At 72.8% G+C, this 16,937-nt stretch carries 13 protein-coding genes; 5 read left to right on the forward strand and 8 right to left on the reverse strand.

Annotated elements, in window-relative coordinates; translation table 11 throughout:
- Positions 1-32 precede the first annotated feature (32 nt).
- From FJ657_RS07020 to gabT, 3 genes are all read right to left on the reverse strand, one after another.
- The gene (locus tag FJ657_RS07020; RefSeq protein ID WP_141162987.1) at positions 33-1,400 is read right to left on the reverse strand and encodes an NAD-dependent succinate-semialdehyde dehydrogenase; all 1,368 of its coding nucleotides are present in this window, start codon (positions 1,398-1,400) and stop codon (positions 33-35) included.
- Positions 1,401-1,435: 35 nt separating this feature from the next.
- Complete coding sequence (locus tag FJ657_RS07025) at positions 1,436-2,920, reverse strand: NAD-dependent succinate-semialdehyde dehydrogenase (protein ID WP_141162988.1); 1,485 nt, start codon at positions 2,918-2,920, stop codon at positions 1,436-1,438.
- An 83-nt stretch (positions 2,921-3,003) separates the two neighbouring features.
- Complete coding sequence (gabT, locus tag FJ657_RS07030) at positions 3,004-4,353, reverse strand: 4-aminobutyrate--2-oxoglutarate transaminase (RefSeq protein WP_141162989.1); 1,350 nt, start codon at positions 4,351-4,353, stop codon at positions 3,004-3,006.
- A 150-nt stretch (positions 4,354-4,503) separates the two neighbouring features.
- On the opposite strand from gabT, the gene FJ657_RS07035 reads away from it, so the two are divergent.
- Together FJ657_RS07035 and FJ657_RS07040 are read left to right on the forward strand one after the other, a co-directional pair.
- Entirely contained in the window at positions 4,504-6,021 is a 1,518-nt protein-coding gene (locus tag FJ657_RS07035; RefSeq protein ID WP_141162990.1) for a PucR family transcriptional regulator, read from the forward strand.
- Positions 6,022-6,095: 74 nt separating this feature from the next.
- Positions 6,096-7,478 carry an MFS transporter gene (locus FJ657_RS07040; RefSeq protein ID WP_141162991.1) on the forward strand — a complete coding sequence of 461 codons (1,383 nt, stop codon included), beginning with the start codon at positions 6,096-6,098 and terminating at the stop codon, positions 7,476-7,478.
- Positions 7,479-7,532: 54 nt separating this feature from the next.
- On the opposite strand, the gene FJ657_RS07045 is transcribed toward FJ657_RS07040, so the two are convergent.
- Positions 7,533-9,275: a thiamine pyrophosphate-binding protein gene (locus FJ657_RS07045; RefSeq protein WP_369407408.1), complete on the reverse strand. Its 1,743-nt coding sequence runs from the start codon at positions 9,273-9,275 to the stop codon at positions 7,533-7,535.
- 243 nt (positions 9,276-9,518) lie between these two features.
- On the opposite strand from FJ657_RS07045, the gene FJ657_RS07050 reads away from it, so the two are divergent.
- Entirely contained in the window at positions 9,519-11,039 is a 1,521-nt protein-coding gene (locus FJ657_RS07050) for an APC family permease (RefSeq protein ID WP_141162993.1), read from the forward strand.
- Positions 11,040-11,130: 91 nt separating this feature from the next.
- Here the strand turns inward: FJ657_RS07050 and FJ657_RS07055 are convergent, their stop codons facing one another.
- Together FJ657_RS07055 and FJ657_RS07060 are read right to left on the reverse strand one after the other, a co-directional pair.
- Entirely contained in the window at positions 11,131-12,084 is a 954-nt protein-coding gene (locus tag FJ657_RS07055) for an AraC-like ligand-binding domain-containing protein (RefSeq protein ID WP_141162994.1), read from the reverse strand.
- A 412-nt stretch (positions 12,085-12,496) separates the two neighbouring features.
- The gene (locus tag FJ657_RS07060) at positions 12,497-13,150 is read right to left on the reverse strand and encodes a hypothetical protein (RefSeq protein ID WP_141162995.1); all 654 of its coding nucleotides are present in this window, start codon (positions 13,148-13,150) and stop codon (positions 12,497-12,499) included.
- Positions 13,151-13,352: 202 nt separating this feature from the next.
- On the opposite strand from FJ657_RS07060, the gene FJ657_RS07065 reads away from it, so the two are divergent.
- Both FJ657_RS07065 and FJ657_RS07070 read left to right on the forward strand, forming a co-directional pair.
- Positions 13,353-14,945, forward strand: coding sequence for an ABC transporter permease (locus FJ657_RS07065; protein ID WP_141162996.1), 1,593 nt, complete (start codon positions 13,353-13,355; stop codon positions 14,943-14,945).
- Positions 14,946-15,014: 69 nt separating this feature from the next.
- Positions 15,015-15,686 carry an ABC transporter ATP-binding protein gene (locus tag FJ657_RS07070; RefSeq protein ID WP_141162997.1) on the forward strand — a complete coding sequence of 224 codons (672 nt, stop codon included), beginning with the start codon at positions 15,015-15,017 and terminating at the stop codon, positions 15,684-15,686.
- A 25-nt stretch (positions 15,687-15,711) separates the two neighbouring features.
- Here FJ657_RS07070 and FJ657_RS07075 read toward each other — a convergent pair whose 3' ends face one another.
- The gene (locus tag FJ657_RS07075) at positions 15,712-16,422 is read right to left on the reverse strand and encodes a methylated-DNA--[protein]-cysteine S-methyltransferase (RefSeq protein WP_141162998.1); all 711 of its coding nucleotides are present in this window, start codon (positions 16,420-16,422) and stop codon (positions 15,712-15,714) included.
- Positions 16,419-16,937 carry an RNA polymerase sigma factor gene (locus tag FJ657_RS07080; RefSeq protein ID WP_141162999.1) on the reverse strand — a complete coding sequence of 173 codons (519 nt, stop codon included), beginning with the start codon at positions 16,935-16,937 and terminating at the stop codon, positions 16,419-16,421. Before FJ657_RS07080 ends, FJ657_RS07075 begins: the two co-directional genes overlap by 4 nt.

Raw genomic sequence — 16,937 nt, forward strand, 5'->3', positions numbered from 1 at the left:
CGGCGCTCAGCGCACCGGGCGGATCATCCCGCTCACTCGGGCAGGCGGATCATCTTGCGGTTGAGGAACTCGCCGATGCCGACGGCGCCGAGCTCGCGGCCCGTGCCGGACTGCTTCACGCCGCCGAACGGCAGCTCGGCGGCCTCGGCGCCGACCACGTTGATGAAGACCATGCCGGCCTCGATGCGGTCGGCCACGCGCAGGGCCTGCTGCTCGTCGGGGGTGAACACGTAGGAGCCGAGCCCGAAGTCGGTGGCGTTGGCGATCTCGATCGCCTCGTCCTCCGAGTGCACGCGGTAGAGCGACGCGACCGGTCCGAAGAACTCCTCGCCGAAGGCGGGGTTGGCGCGGTCGATGTCGGCCAGCACGCCGGGGAAGAACTTCGTGCCCTCGCGCGGCTGCGGGGCGAGCAGCGCCGTGGCGCCGTTCTCGAGCGCGCGCTTGACCTGGCCGTCGAGGCGCTCGGCGGCGGCCTCCGACGACAGCGGTCCGAGCTCGGTGTCGTCCGAGGTCGGGTCGGCGGGGGCGACCTGCGCGATCGCGGCGGTGAACTTCTCCGCGAAGGCGTCGTAGAGGTCGTCGATCACGATGAAGCGCTTCGCGGCGTTGCACGACTGGCCGCCGTTGTCGAGGCGACCGGCGACCGCGGCCTCGACCGTGGCATCCAGGTCGTCGCTGCCGAGCACGATGAACGGGTCGGATCCGCCGAGTTCGAGCGCGACCTTCTTGAGGTGGCGTCCCGCGATCTCGGCGACCGCGGCGCCCGCGCGCTCCGAGCCGGTGAGGGAGACCCCGCGGATGCGACGGTCGGCGATGATCGGCTCGATCTGCTCCGTCGACGCGAACAGGTTCACGTAGGCGTTCACCGGGATGCCGGCCTCGTGGAAGATCTGCTCCTGCACGAGCGCCGAGTCGGGGCACTGCGGGGCGTGCTTGAGCAGGATCGGGTTGCCCACGATCAGGTTCGGTCCGGCGAAGCGGGCGACCTGGTAGTAGGGGAAGTTCCACGGCATGATGCCAAGCAGCGGGCCGAGCGCGGCCTTGCGCAGCAGGGCGCGGCCGCCCTCGACGGCGATCGGCTCGTCGGCGAGCAGCGCCTCGGCGTTGTCGGCGTAGTACTGGTAGATCGCCGCGGCGAACTCGACCTCGCCGACGGCCTGCGCGCGCGGCTTGCCCATCTCGCGGGTGATGATCGCGGCGAGCTCGTCGACGCGGGCGAGGTGGATCTCCGCCACCTTCGCGATCGCGGCGGCGCGCTCGGCGACGGTGCTGGTGCGCGCCCAGGTCGACCAGGCGTCATCCACCTGGGCGATCGCGGCCTGCACCTCCTGGTCGCTGGCGAAGGGCACCTGGGTGCCGGTCTGCCCGGTGAAGGGGTCGACGACGGTGAATCCGGTCACGTTCTCTCCTTGCGCTGGTGGTGTTCGAAGGTCGTTCAGGATGCGGGGATGAGGGTGTACTTGACCTCGAGGTACTCGTGGATGCCCTCGGCGCCGCCCTCGCGGCCCATGCCCGACTGCTTCACGCCGCCGAAGGGGGCGGAGGCGTTCGAGACGAGACCCGTGTTGAGGCCCATCATGCCGGTGTCGACGCTCGCGATGAGGCGGTGACCGCGGGCCACGTTCTCGGTGAAGGCGTAGCCGACGAGGCCGTATTCGGTGCTGTTGGCGATGCGCACGGCCTCCTCCTCGTCGCGGAAGGTGACGATGCCGAGCAGCGGAGCGAAGATCTCCTCGGTCAGCATGCGGGCGTCGCTCGTGAGCCCGGTGACGACGGTCGGCTCGAAGAAGGTGCCGTCGCCCTCGATCGCCTTGCCGCCGGTGAGCACGGTGGCTCCCTTGGCGACGGCGTCCTCGACGAGCGAGGCGCTGTTCTTCACGGCCTTGTCGTCGATCAGCGGGCCGATGTTGACGCCCTCCTCGGTGCCGCGGCCGACCTTGAAGGCGGCGACGCGGTCGCGCAGACGGGCGCCGAACTCCTCGGCGACGTCCTCGTGCACGATGAAGCGGTTCGCCGCGGTGCAGGCCTGGCCGATGTTGCGGAACTTCGCCAGCAGGGCGCCCTCCACGGCCTTGTCGAGATCGGCGTCCTCGAACACGAGGAACGGGGCGTTGCCGCCGAGCTCCATCGAGGTGCGCAGCACGTTCTCGGCGGCCTGCTTGAGCAGCTGCACGCCGACGGGGGTCGAGCCGGTGAAGCTGAGCTTGCGCAGGCGCGGGTCGGCGATGATCGGGGCCGAGATCTCGCGCGAGCGGTCGCTCGAGATGACGTTGATGACGCCTGCGGGAACTCCGGCGTCGATCAGCAGCTTCGCGAAGAACTGCGTGGTCAGCGGCGTGAGCGCGGCGGGCTTGATGACGACCGTGCAGCCCGCGGCGAGAGCGGGGCCGACCTTGCGGGTGGCCATCGCGAGCGGGAAGTTCCACGGGGTGATGAGGAACGCGGGGCCGACCGGACGGTGCGAGACGACGGTCGTGCCCGTGCCCTCGGGGTTGAGTCCGTAGCGGCCGGTGATGCGCACGGCCTCCTCGCTGAACCAGCGCAGGAACTCGCCGCCGTAGGTGACCTCGCCGTCGGCCTCGGCCAGCGGCTTGCCCATCTCGAGCGTCATGAGCAGCGCGAAGTCGGCGCGGCGCTCCTGCAGCAGCTCCCACGCCTTGCGCAGGATCTCGCCGCGCTTCCGCGGGGCGGTGGCCGCCCAGGAATCCTGCGCGGCGACGGCGGCATCGAGGGCGCGGATGCCGTCCTCGGCGCTCGCCGCCTGAAGGGTCGCGAGCACCTGGTTGGTCGCGGGGTCGCGCACGTCGAAGGTGCGTCCCTCGCTGCTGTCGACCCACTCTCCGCCGATGAGGAGGCCGGTGGGGACGCTGTCGATGAGCTCGCGCTCGCGGGCGGTGAGGGTCGTGGTCGTGTCGGTCACGTGCGGTGTCTCCTTCGCGGGATGGGCGTCGACGCCCGGCGGGGATGGCGGGAGCCCGCCGACGGCGGGCTCCCGGGTGGTGTCTAGTTGGCGGCGATCGCGTCGACGACGACGTCGAGCGCCTCGTCGAGCAGGGCGTCGCTGATGGCGAGCGGCGGCAGGAAGCGCACGACGTTGCCGTAGGTGCCGCAGGTCAGCAGCACGACGCCGGCCGCGTGGGCGGCGGCGGCCACCTTGCCGGTGAGTGCCGCATCCGGCTCTCCGGTCGCCGCGTCGACGAGCTCGATCGCCATCATCGCGCCGCGGCCGCGCACCTCGGCGATGCGTGGGTCGGCGCCGGTGAGCTTGGCGCGGATGGCCTGCTCGATCTCGCGGGCGCGCTGCAGCAGGTCGCCCCGCTCGTAGAGCTCGATCGCGGCGAGGGCCGCCGCGCAGGCGATCGGGTTGCCGGTGTAGGTGCCGCCGAGGCCGCCCGCGTGGGGTGCATCCATGATCTCGGCACGGCCGGTGATCGCCGACAGCGGCAGGCCGCCGGCGATGCCCTTCGCGGTGACGACGAGGTCGGGCACGATGCCCTCGTGCTCGCTGGCGAACATGGCGCCGGTGCGGCCGAAGCCCGACTGCACCTCGTCCGCGATGAAGACGACGTCGTTCGCCTTCGCCCACGCGACGAGCGCGGGCAGGAAGCCCTCGGCGGGCACGATGAAGCCGCCCTCGCCCTGGATGGGCTCGATGATGATCGCGGCCAGGTTGGCGGCGCCGATCTGCTTCTCGATCTGGGTGATCGCGATCTTCGCCGCCTCGGCGCCCGACAGGCCGCCGTCGCGCAGCGGGTAGCTGAGCGGGGCGCGGTAGACCTCGGGGGCGAAGGGGCCGAAGCCGCTCTTGTAGGGCATCGACTTGGCGGTGAGCGCCATCGTCAGGTTGGTGCGACCGTGGTAGGCGTGGTCGAAGGCGACGACGGCCTGCTTGCCGGTGTACGAGCGCGCGACCTTGATCGCGTTCTCGACGGCCTCGGCACCGGAGTTGAAGAGCGCGCTGCGCTTGGCGTGGTCGCCGGGGGTGAGGCGGTTGAGCGCCTCGGCCACCTCGACGTAGCCCTCGTAGCCGGTGATCGTGAAGCAGGTGTGCGTGAAGGCGTTGACCTGCGCAGTGACGGCGGCGGCGACCTCGGGGGCGGCGTTGCCGACCGTGGTGACGGCGATGCCCGAGCCGAGGTCGATGAGCGAGTTGCCGTCGACGTCGACGACGACGCCGCCGCCGGCCGCGGTGATGTAGACGGGCAGCGTGATGCCGACGCCGTTCGCGACGGCGCTCTGCTTGCGGGCGTGGATCTCGCGCGAGCGCGGGCCGGGGATCTCGGTGACGAGGCGGCGCTCCTGGGGGAGCCCGGGGCCTCCGACGGTGGATGCGGTGCTGTCGACGAGCGTCATGCGCTGGCCTTCCTCGTGGTGGTGTCGGTGGTGGTCGCGGTGCGGCGGTCGCTGTTCACGCTAGGCCGGGGCCGCGGGGGATGCGATGGACGACTCGGCAGATTCACCGGCACCTCTGCCGAAACGGCAGGGCAGGGCTAGGGTGTGCGCATGCCGGTGACCGTCGACGACCTCCTGCGCGAACGCGAGTTCGCCCTCACCGCGCTGGTGCGCTCGGCCGAGCCCGACGCCGGACTGGTGTGGGCATCCAGCTCCGACCTCGCCGATCCCACGCCGTTCCTCGCCGAGCGGCAGCTCGTGCTCACGACCGGCAGCCAGTTCGCGGCGCACGAGCCGGGCGCGGAGCTCGGCGAGGTCATCGACGCCTACGTCGCGCGGCTGGCCGCGATCGGCGTGGTCGGCATCGGCTTCGGCACCGAGGTCGTGCGCGCGGGCACGCCCGACGAGCTCGTCGACGCCTGCCGTCGGCACGGGCTGACGCTGCTCGAGGTGCCTTACCGCACGCCGTTCCTGGCGATCAGCCGCTGGCTCGCCGCCCGCCTCGAGCGCGAGGCCCGCGCGCGCGACGAGTGGGGGCTCGCGGCGCAGCGGGCGATCTCGGCGGCCGCGCTCGGCGCCGGCGGCGTGGCGGCCGTGCTCGACGAACTCGCTCGACGCCTCGACGCCCGCGTGCTGCTCTTCGGCGAGAGCGGTGCCGTCCGCTCGGCCCATCCGCGCTCGGCGATCCGGCGCGACAGCGACGTGGATGCGCGGATCGCGGCCGAGGCCGCCCGCCTGCTCGCGGCGGGGCGTCGCGCCGGCAGCGAGCTCGAGGTCGACGGCGCGCACGTCTGGTTCCAGACCCTCGGCGCCGGTGGCCGGCTCGACGGCGTGATCGCCGGAGTCGCGGCGACCGGCTCAGCGCCGCCGGACCGGCCCGCGCGGGCCGTGGTCGCAGGCGCCGTGGCGCTGACCGAGGTCGCCGCGGGCGCCGCGCGCGAGGCCGTGCGGCTGGCACGCGCCCTGCGTCGGCGCGCGCTCGTCGCCCTGCTCGCGGGTCGGCGCGACGACGCCGTCGGCCTGCTCGCCGAGCTCGGCGCCACGGTGCCGAACGGCGCGGTCACGGTCGTAGTCGCGCGTCTCGACGACATCGCCGCCGATCGGGCGCTCGCCGTGCTCGGCGACGCGCTCGCGGCCGAGCTCGACGGGCGTCTGGTGCTCGTCGCCGAGAGCCCCCGGGCGGAGGCTCTCGCCCCGCGGCTCACGGGGCTCGGCGCCGCGGTCGGCACGGCCGCGCAGCTCGGCGTCGACGCGCTCGAGGCCGGAGTCGCCCGCGCGGGCACGGCGGCGCGGCGCGCGGCCGCGGGGGAGAGCGTCGACTGGGCGGCGCTGCCCGACGAGCCACTCGGGCTCGCGATCGGCGCCGGCGGGCTGCGCGAGCTCGCGGCGGCGCGGCTCGGCCCGCTCGAGGACGACGCCGCCTCGGCCGAACTGCTGCGCTGCGCTCGGGTCTGGCTGCAGAACAACGGGGCGTGGGATGCCGCGGCGCGCGAGCTCGGCATCCACCGGCACAGCCTGCGCGACCGCATGACGAAGCTCGAGCAGCGTCTCGGGGTCGACCTCGCGCGCTTCGATGCGCGCGCGGAGCTCTGGATGCTGCTGCGCGCCCGCGACGCCGGAACACACTGAGGAGAGACCTGCCGCTCGCATCGAATGCGAATTCGTATATGATTTCGTGCACGATACGACGAAGGAGTCGGCCCATGACAGCGACGTCACCCGAGACCACCGCCAGCGGCGAGACCCGATCCGCCCGCGAACGCCGCAGGGTCGCCGTCGCGACCGTGATCGGCACCACCGTCGAGTGGTACGACTTCTTCATCTACGCGAACGTCGCGGGGCTGGTGTTCAACACCCTGTTCTTCGCGCCGGTCGGCCAGCAGCTCGGCACCCTCATCTCCTTCGGCACGGTCGGCGTGAGCTTCCTGTTCCGCCCGCTCGGCGCCTTCCTCGCCGGCCACTTCGGCGACCGTGTCGGCCGCAAGCGCATCCTCGTGCTCACGCTCTTCGGCATGGGCGCCGCGACGACGCTCATCGGCCTGCTGCCGACCTACGCGACAGCAGGGATCGTCGCGCCGATCCTGCTCGTGCTGCTGCGCATCCTGCAGGGCCTCTCGGCCGGCGGTGAGTGGGGCGGCGCCGTGCTCATGGCCGTCGAGAACGCGCCCGCCGGGCGGCGCGGCCGCTTCGGCGCCTTCCCGCAGATCGGCGTGCCGCTCGGACTGCTGCTCGCCTCGGGCATGATCGCGCTCGTCAGCGGCGTCATCGCCCCCGGCGACGCCTGGACCGAGTGGGGCTGGCGCATCCCCTTCCTGGTCAGCTTCGTGCTCATCATCGTCGGCTACCTCGTGCGCCGCGGCGTGGATGAGAGCCCCGTCTTCCAGCAGATCGCCGAGCGCGGCGCGCGCACCCGGGTGCCGATCCTGCAGCTGCTGCGCCACCACACCCCGCTCGTGCTGCTCGCCGCGCTGACCTTCGCCGGCAACAACGCGGCCGGCTACATGACCACGGGCGGCTACATCCAGAACCTCGCCACGAACCCCGAGGGGCCGATCCGCCTCGCGCTGCCGCCCGTGCAGATCGCCGTCGCGATCTCGGCCGTCGCCTGGCTCGTCTTCACCTGGTTCGGCGGCAGCATCAGCGACCGGATCGGCCGGCGAACGACCTACATCGTCGGCTGGATCCTGCAGCTCGCGACCGTGTTCCCGATGTTCGCCCTGGTCATGACCGGCGACATCGCGCTGCTCGCCGTCGGGCTCGCGCTGTTCACGATCGGCAACGGCCTCACCTACGGGCCCCAGGCCGCGTTCTTCTCCGAGATGTTCCCGGCGTCGATCCGCTTCTCGGGGGTCTCGATCAGCTACGCGATCGGCGCGATCCTCGGCGGCGCCTTCGCCCCGACGATCGCGACGGCGCTCGTCGGCGCGACGGGCTCGGTCTACTCGGTGGGCGTGTACCTGGCGGGGCTGACGGTCATCGCCCTCGTGGCGACCCTGCTCATCCGCGACCGCCGCGGCATCGACCTCGGCCCCGACAACGAGGCCGAGCAGGCGAAGAACCCCTTCATCTGGCGCTCGCGCGCCTGAGCCGCGGCCGTGCACGAGGGGCCCCGATCCGGTGGTGGATCGGGGCCCTCCGCGTCAGCGGGTGAGCGCGAGCTGCTCGTGCATGTAGGGGTGCACGACGGTCGGCGAGACCCGGCAGTCGAGCAGGTGCACGCCGTCGACGCCCCGTGCCAGCCAGCGCTCGAACTCGGCGAGATCGTCGAGGGTGCGGATCGTGGATGCGGTCGCGCCGACCGCGCGCCCGAGCCCGGCGAAGTCGACCTCGCCGATGCGCATCGGCTCCTCGGCGAGACCGAGGCTCGCGGCGCCGTACTGGTGCACCTCGGCGCCGTAGACCTCGTCGTGCACGACCACGATCGCCCCGCGGCGGATGCTCGCCACGGCGCTCTGCAGGTCGGCCAGCGCCATGAGGCCGCCGCCGTCGCCGGTCACGAGCACCGTGAAGGCGTCGGGCGCGGCCGCGGCGGCGCCGATCGCGCTCGGGAAGCCGAGTCCGATCGACTGGTACGCGGTGCCGACGAGCGTCAGCCGGCGGGCGGACGGGACACGCAGATACGACGGAGCCCAGCCGATGAAGTGGCCGCCATCCTGGGCGATGAGCCGGTCGTCGGGCAGCAGCGTGTCGAGGCGTCGGAACAGGCTGCGCGGATCGAGGCGGCCGTCGGCGGCGAGCGGCGCGCCGTCGGGGCGGTCGGCCCAGGCGCCCTCGGCCGTGCCGGTGGGCCAGTCCGCCGAGAGCGCCGCGCCGACGGCGCGGCGCTCCGCGACCGCGCGCACGAGCGCCTCCGCCAGGGCACGCGCGTCGCCGACGATCAGACGATCGACCCGCGGATGCGTCGCCACGGGCTCGAGGTCGAGCTGCACGACGGCGGCGGCGTCGCCGAAGGCGGTGCCGAAGCGCATCGTGAACTGGTTGAGCCCGGCGCCCACCACGACGACGAGGTCGGCGGCGGCGATCGCGGCGGCGCTGCGCTCGGAGGCGAAGCCGCCGGCGACCCCGAGGTCGCCGACGGAACCCTCGAGCAGGCCGCGGGCCGGGGCGGTCGTGGCGGTCAGGGCGCCCACGCTCGCGGCGAGAGCGGCGATCGCGGGGCCGGCCTCCGCGTCCACCGCGCCGAGTCCGGCGAGCAGGAGCGGGCGACGCGCGGCGAGCAGGTCATCGGCGAGCTGACGGATCGCGTCGACGTCGAGGGGCTGCGCAGGGGCGTCGAGCCCGAACTCGAGGCCGGCGGTCGCCGCGTCGTCCACCGCGCTGCTGGACTCATCGGGGCTGCTCGACACCGGGCGTCCCGCCAGGTCGTAGGGGATCGCGAGCACGACCGGCGTGCGGCCGTGCACCGCCAGCGCGATGGCCTCGGCCGTGCGGCGCGCCGCGTCGTCGGCGCCGACCACGATCGTCGGCACGTCGACCGCGGTCGCGACGGCGACCTGGTCGATGTCCCACGGACGCGCCCCGCTCGTGGGCTGGTCGCCGGTGACGAGCACGAGCGGCACCCGCGCGCGGCGCGCCTCAGCGAGCGGGGTCACCGCGTTGCTGAAGCCGGCGCCGTAGGTCGTCGTCGCGATCGTCAGGCGTCCGCTCGCGCGGTGGAAGGCATCCGCCGCGGCGACGCCGCCCGCCTCGTGCCGCACGGCCGTGAACCGCAGCAGCCCGCCGCGCTCGACCGCGTCGAGGAAGTGCGCGTTGCCGTTGCCCATCACGCCGAACACATCGCTCGCGTGGCGCGCGAGCTCAGCGGCGACGAGGCCGGAAATGGTGACGGCATCCCGACGAGGCGATGCAGACCGGGATGAGGGCGACAGGGATGACGATGACAGGTGTGACGATGACACGGAGGACCTCCGGGAGACAGAACGCTGAGATGGCCTTCTCTGTCTCGCGCGACCCGCGGGTCGGCTCATCGCCCCTTTTCCGAGCGCCGGCGCGACCGTGACGGGGCGCCTGACACCTCCAGAGTACGCCCGGATCGTGTTTGAGCACGCGCTCGATGTTCCGCGAACGACAACTCCCGTTCACTGTGCCCACATCGCGCGCGGCGCGGGAGCGGGAGAGTGTGCGACATGACCACTGCACCGGAGCAGGGCGCGGCGACGCAGGGCAAGCGACGCCTCGGAGTCCCCGCCGTCACCTTCCTCATCGTCGCGGCGTCCGCGCCGCTCACCGTGATCGCCGGCGGCGCCACGACGACCTACAGCGTCACGCACGTCGCGGGCGTGCCGCTCGGCTACCTCGTGCTCGCGGTCGCCCTCGGCGTCTTCGCGATCGGCTACGCCGCCATGTCGCGCTTCATCACGAACGCCGGCGCCTTCTACAGCTACATCGCACAGGGGCTCGGCCGCCCGGTCGGGCTCGGCTCGTCGTTCGTGGCGCTCGTGTCGTACAACGCGATGCAGGTCGGCATCTACGGCATCTTCGGCTTCCAGGTCTCGTCGTTCATCGCCGAGAAGACCGGAGTGCACGTCCCGTGGTGGGTGAGCGTGCTCGTCGGCATCGTGCTCATCGGCATCATGGGCGTCAACCGGGTCGATTTCTCGGCGAAGGTGCTCGGCGTGCTCGTCGCGCTCGAGTTCGTCGTGGTCATCGTCTTCGACGTCGTCTCCTTCGCGCAGCCGACCGGGGGAGCCGTGACGGCATCCCCGCTCAGCCCGACCGAGCTCTTCGTGCCCGCGGTCGGCGCCGCGTTCTCCTTCGGCATTGCCGCGTTCATGGGCTTCGAGTCGGCCGCGCTCTACAGCGAGGAGTCGAAGGACCCGAAGCGCACCATCCCGCGCGCGACGTTCATCGCGCTCATCGTGATCGGCGGCTTCTACGCGCTGTCGTCGTGGGCGCTCGCCCTCGCGATCGGCGTGCCCAAGATCCTCGACCCGAACGGCATCAGCGCCGAGGAGGCCGGGCCGCCGCTGTTCTTCGGCTACGTGGCGCAGCATCTCGGCACGATCTGGGTCGACATCATGGGCGTGCTGTTCATCACGAGCGTGTTCGCGGCGCTCGTGAGCTTCCACAACGCCGTCGCGCGCTACACCTTCGCGCTGGCCCGCGAGGGCGTGCTGCCCGCCGGGCTCGCGCAGACCCGCCGCTCGGGCGCCCCGTGGGCCGGCTCGCTGACCCAGACGGTGACCGCGGTCGTCGTGATCATGATCTTCGCGGTCGCCGGCATCGGCTCGGCCTACGGCGAGGCGTTCCCCGTGCTCACTCTGTTCTCCTGGTTCCCGAACGCCGGCGCCATGGGCCTCGTGCTGCTCATGACGCTCGTCTCGGCGGCGGTCGTCGGCTATTTCCGCCGGGATGCGCGCGGCGTCGGAGTGCTCACCCGTGTGGTCGCGCCCGTCGTCGCCGTGCTGCTGCTCGGCGCCGTGTTCGTGCTGATCCTCGCCAACTTCACGGTGCTGCTCGGCCAGACCGAGCCCGATGCGACGACGTTCCTGCTGCCGGCGCTCATCCTCGTGCCCGGCGTCGGCGGCGTGATCGCGGGACTCGTCATCCGCCGCGTGAACCCGGCTCTCTACGGCCGCATCGGCCGCGGCGAGGCCTCCGAGTCGGCGCCGGTGCCCGACGCGACGGCGGCGAACCTGCTGAGCTGATCCGAGCGCAGCGTCACGGGGCGGTCGTCGAGAGAGCATCCCGTCGGCCGTCTCCGGCTGTCTGTCGCGGGAGGCGCCGTCAGAGGCGCCCTCAGCGGCGGGCGCTCTGCCGGTGCTCGCTCGGCGCGAGGCCGAAGGTCGCCTTGAAGATGCGCGAGAAGTGGGCCGCGTCGTGCAGTCCCCAGCGTGCGGCGACGGCGCCCACCGAGCGGTCGGCGAACACCGGGTCGAGCAGGTCGCGTCGGCAGCGCTCGAGCCGCTGGCTGCGGATCCAGGCCGCGACGGTCGTGCCCTGCCCCTGAAAGAGGCCGTGCAGGTGCCGGGTCGAGATGTAGTGCGCCGAGGCGATCTGACCGGGGTCGAGGTCGGCGTCGCCGAGGTGGTCGTCGATGTAGGCGCGGATGCGGCGCACGAGCGCGGCGTGCGGGTCGCGCGGGTCGCTGCGCTGGTCGAGCTCGTCGCTGAGCAGCGTCGTGACGAAGTCGAGGGCGCCGTAGGTGAGCCGGCTGGCCGTCGCCCGACTGCGCTGCTGCGCGGGATCGGCGGTGCGCCGCAGCAGCGGCCCGACGATCGCGCCGACGCCCCGGTCACCGGGGAAGCGCACCGAGGTCAGCTCGCCGACGCTGTCGACCGGCAGGTCGACGAGCCGACGCGGGAACATGAAGACGAGGATGCGCGTCGCCTCGTCGAAGATCAGCGAATACGGGCGACCGGTGTCGTAGATGGCCAGATCGCCGGGTTCGAGCACCGCCTCGCGGCCGTCCTGCACGAGCAGCCCGCGCCCGGCGAGCTGCATCGTCACCTTGTAGCGGTCGGCGCCGCCGCGGGCGATGAGATCGGGGGTGCGCTCGACGGTGTGCGCCGTGGCTCCGATGTCGACCACGTGCACGTCATCCAGCACCGAGCCGTGCATCCGCCCGTGGAAGGCGTCGGGGCGGTCGCTCGTCACCTGCAGCGGCACGAACTGATCGACGGCCGTCGAGCGGAAGGCCTCGTAGTCGAGGTCCGTCGGCGCTGTCGGCGTCACCAGGGATGTCGGGTTCATCGCTGTCGTCTCCGTCCGCGAAGAGGGGCGCGACGTCGTCGTGCGCTCCGTTCCCGGGATCATAACGCCGTCGTCCGCGGTGACCCCGGCCCCGATCCGGGTCACAGGGACGGCACGAGCGGGCGTGCGCGCACCGTCAACCCGGATGCGCGCGAGGTCAAGCCGCGAGCGCCGACCTCGCGGCCGTGGCGCGGCTCAGTAGCCGTTGCGGGCGAGGGCGACCATCGCGCGGATGGCGCCGATCGCCGTGAGGAGCGTGGCGACGCCGATGATGATGATCAGGACGTGGACCATGCGGGAACCTCCGGGAAGCGCGGGCCGCGGCGGGGTGCGCGGCGTCGGGACCAGGCTACCGGGCTGCGGTGGCACCGGTGCGCCGGTCTCGCCGAGCTCGGATGAACACGCCGGACGGTCAGGCCGACGCCTCCGGGTCGTCGCTCCACTCGGCCATGACGCGCGCCTCGGCCGCCTGGATGTCGAGCTCGCTGAGATCCACCTCGACCAGGGCGCGGATGCGGGCCTCGCGATCGCGCAGGTACTCGGCGTCGGCCGACGACGGCACCTCGGCGAGCCGTCGGTCGAGCGCCTGGGACACCTCGGCCCACGCCTCGGTGCGCGCCTCCTCGATGACCGCGTCGATCGCGTCCGCGTCGTCGGCGACGATCGCGAGCGCGTTCGCCAGCAGACGCAGCTGCTGCGGTCCGCGCCGGTGCAGCTCGTCCTCCTCGACGAGTTTGCCGCCGGGGAAGCGCCGACGGGCGGGCGCCTCGGCTCCGGGGGCGCGACGCGGAGCGCGGTCGGCCTCGATGCGCTTCGCCTGGTCGACGTTGTGCCGGGCGAGCAGCAGGTACTCCTCGCGGGCTCCGAGGCGCAGCACCTCGAGGTCGTAGTCGCGGCGGTCGCGCAGCGCGGCGACGATGAGCAGGTTCTTCACTGCCATGCGCACGGCCGAGCGGGCGAGCAGCAGACCGTCGGCGAGCACCTGGTCGATCGGTGTCGGCGGCAGCGGAGCCGGCGGCTCGAAGGTGCCGAGATCGGCGCGACGGCGGCGGCGGAACCAGGCCATCGGCACTCCTCTCGATCCTGCGGCCATGCAGAATCCCAGGCTAGTCGTCGGCGGACGTCACCATTCATAGCCGAGTCGGGGTATGCCGCATAGCTCCGGCATAGCCGCCGTCCCTAGCTTCCGGAACCGGGAGCGCAGCGCTCCGCACCGCATCCGGCGTCCCGCGCCGTGACCAGACCTCCCGGGTCTGGAGAGGAGAACCATGTTCGGCAGGTACCTGCGTCGCGAACTCGGCAACCGCCGACGGCAGACCGTGATCATCGCGATCGGGATGGCGCTCGCCGTCGCGCTCGTGATCGTCGTGAACGCCGTCTCGGCGGGCGTGAAGGACGCGCAGTCGCAGGCGCTCGCCTCGGTCTACGGCGTCGGCACCGACATCACGGTGACCGCGACGCCGCAGCGCCCCTCCACCGCGGGCGGCGCCGGACCGCAGCAGTTCGACTTCGGCGCCGACTCCGGGGCGACCTCGAGCGACGGCGAGAGCCAGTCGGTCAGCCAGTCGCGCCTCGAGGTGTCGCGCGGCAGCGGAACGCTCACCGCGGCGAACCTCGCCACGGTGCAGAAGACGAGCGGCGTCAGCTCGGCGACCGGCGTGCTCAGCCTCAGCAACTCGACGTTCTCGGGAACCCTGCCGATGTTCCAGCAGGGCCAGTCCGGCCAGCAGGGCGGCTTCGGGCCGCAGAGCGGCTCGGGCTCCGGCACGTCGGACTCGGCCCCCACCGGCGGCGCCGACGGCGCGGGCGGCAGCTCCTTCGGCATCGACTCGTTCACGGTGCTGGGCGTCGACCCGACCGCGGATGCCGTGGGCCCGCTGTCGGCCGTGACACTGAGCGACGGCGTCGGGCTCGCGAAGACGGATGTCGGCAAGGACGTCGCCGTGCTCGACAGCAGCTACGCCACCACCGAGGATCTGAAGGTCGGCGACACGATCACCCTCGCCTCGACCTCCTTCGAGATCGTCGGCATCGTCGCCTCCACCGACTCCTCATCGGAGACCGCGTCGAACGTCTACATCCCGCTCGATGTCGCGCAGACCCTCAGCGGCGAGACGGATGCGCTGACGAGCATCTACGTCAGCGCCGACTCCGCCTCCGACATCGACACCGTGCAGGCCTCGCTCGAGAAGAAGCTCAGCGATGCGACCGTCAGCACCCAGGCCGACCTCGCCTCGACCGTCTCCGGCTCGCTCGCGAACGCCGGCAGTCTCGTCGCGAACCTCGGCACCTGGCTGTCGATCCTGGTGCTCGCGGCGGCGTTCCTCATCGCGATCCTGTTCACGATCTCGGGCGTCACGCGGCGCACCCGCGAGTTCGGCACGCTCAAGGCGATCGGCTGGTCGAACCGCCGCATCGTCGGCCAGGTCGCGGGCGAGAGCCTCGTGCAGGGGCTGATCGGCGGCGCCGTCGGCGCAGTCGTCGGACTCGCCGGCGTGCTCGTGGTCAACCTCGTCGCGCCCACGCTCAGCGCCTCGGTCGGCTCGACCCGCGGCGGCTTCGGCGGGATGGGCGGCGGCGCGGCCGCCGGCGCGGCTCCGACCGCGGCCGCGTCGGCGGCGAGCGGCTCCGGCAGCGGAACGGACGAGGCGGCCGGCATGACCGGCGGCCCCGGCTTCGGCGGCGGGATGGGCGGATCGAGCGCGAGCACGACCGACATCGCCCTGCACGCACCGATCACGGTGTGGATCATCGCCTCGGCCGTCGGCCTCGCGGTGCTCGGCGGACTGCTCGCCGGCGCGATCGGCGGATGGCGGGCCTCGCGCCTGCGCCCCGCCGAGGCGCTGCGCTCGGTCGCGTGACCGCCGCATCCACCCCTCACCTTCGACGCAATCGAACCTCGACCCACTGACTCCGAGACGGAGAACCGCATGTACGAGCTGACCGACGTGACCCGCGTCTACAAGCAGAAGAAGCGCACCGTGACGGCGCTGAAAGACGTCACCCTGACCATCCCCGACGGGCAGATGGTCGCCATCCAGGGGCCGACCGGCGGCGGCAAGTCGACGCTGCTGCAGATGCTCGGCGCCCTCGACCGCCCCTCGTCGGGCGCGATCGCCCTGGACGGGAAGCAGCTGACGAAGCTGGGGGACGCGAAGCTCGGCGCCGTGCGCGGCAGCGATATCGGCATCGTGTTCCAGGGCTTCAACCTCATCCCGACGCTGACCGCGCAGGAGAACGTCGAGACCGCGCTCGTGCCGCAGCGGGTGCCGGCGGCGGAACGCGCCCGCCGTGCGCGTGCCGCGCTCGAGTCGGTCGGGCTGGGCGAGCGCACCGATCACCTGCCCGGCGAGCTCTCGGGTGGTCAGCAGCAGCGCGTCGCGATCGCCCGCGCGCTCGTGAAGGAGCCGCGCGTGCTGCTCGCCGACGAGCCGACCGGCAACCTCGACGAGGAGACCCGCGACGAGATCATGGAGCTGCTCGAGGGGCTGTGGCGCGACCGCGGCCTGACGCTCATCATCGTCACGCACGACTCGGCGGTCGCCCGCCGGGCGCAGCGTCGGCTGCACATCAAGCAGGGGCACGTGCGCGACGTGGCCTGAGCGCCGCGAGGGCGTCCGGCACGCGTCAGCGGCGCGGCCGGGCGCCCTCGAACTCGAGCAGCGCGAGCTTCGCCTCGGTTCCGCCGAGGTACTGGCCGATCGTGCCGTCGGTGCGCACGACGCGGTGGCAGGGCACGACGATCGGCAGCGGGTTCGTCGCGCAGGCCGTGCCGACGGCGCGAACGGCCTTCGGGCTGCCCGTCGCGGTGGCGACCTCGGCGTAGCTCTCGGTGCGGCCGAAGGGGATGTGCGGCAGGTGCTCGACGACCGAACGTCGGAAGCCCGCTGTGAGCCGCAGATCGAGCGGCAGGTCGAAGCTCCGGCGGCGTCCGGCGAAGTACTCGTCGAGCTGGCGCGCGACGTGACCCGTCCGGGCGGGACTGCGCAGGATGCGCGGGCTGACCTTCTCGGCCAGCGTCGCCAGCACCCGCTCGTGATCTTCGATCGCGAACGCGACGCGCACGAGGCCGGCGGCGGTCGCCGCGAGCAGCAGCGATCCGTAGGGCGAGTCGATCTCGCGGTAGGCGATCTCGTCGAGCCCTTCCGCCGCGGCGGCCCGCTCGAGTCGGGCGTGCAGGGCGGCGAGACGGGCGGGGTCGTCACCGTCGGGATCGGGGGATGCGGGCGCGCGCAACGCCGCCACCAGAGCCGCGTCGGCTTCGGTCGTGTCGTCCGCGGTCGTCCCGGCCACGTCATCCACGGTCGTCTCGTGCTCGGTCTTCTCGTGCTCGGTCATCGTCCTTCTCCGTCCGTCGTTCTCGTGAGCGGAGCCGTCTGCGTCGCGGCGCCGAGGCGCTCGCGCAGGGCCTTCACTCCGTCGGAGGCCGCCTTGCGCGCGGCGGCGGGGGTTCCGCCGATCACGCGCGCGACCTCCTCGTGGGGGAGTCCGACGAGGTGGTGGTAGGCCACCGCCTGCCGCTGCCGGTCGGGCAGCGCCGCGACCGCGCGCAGCAGGTCGAGGTCGCCGAGCGGACCGGATCGTGCCGGCGCCGGGCGGTCGGCGATCTCCTCCGCCGGAACGGCCCGTCGGGCACGCGCCCGGATCAGGTCGATCGAGCGGCGGTGTGCGATCGTCACGAGCCAGGCCTCGACGTTCGCGTCGCCGGGCAGCTCGTCATAGCCGCGCAGCGCCGAGAGGAAGGTCTCGCTCCAGGCGTCGTCCGCGTCATCCCCGCCGACCAGCGCCCGGCAGACGCGCAGCACGGTCGGCCCGTGCCGCTGCACGATCACCTCGAAGGGCTCTGTCGTCAT

This window comes from Schumannella soli, from assembly GCF_006517435.1.
GTDB lineage: Bacteria > Actinomycetota > Actinomycetes > Actinomycetales > Microbacteriaceae > Schumannella > Schumannella soli.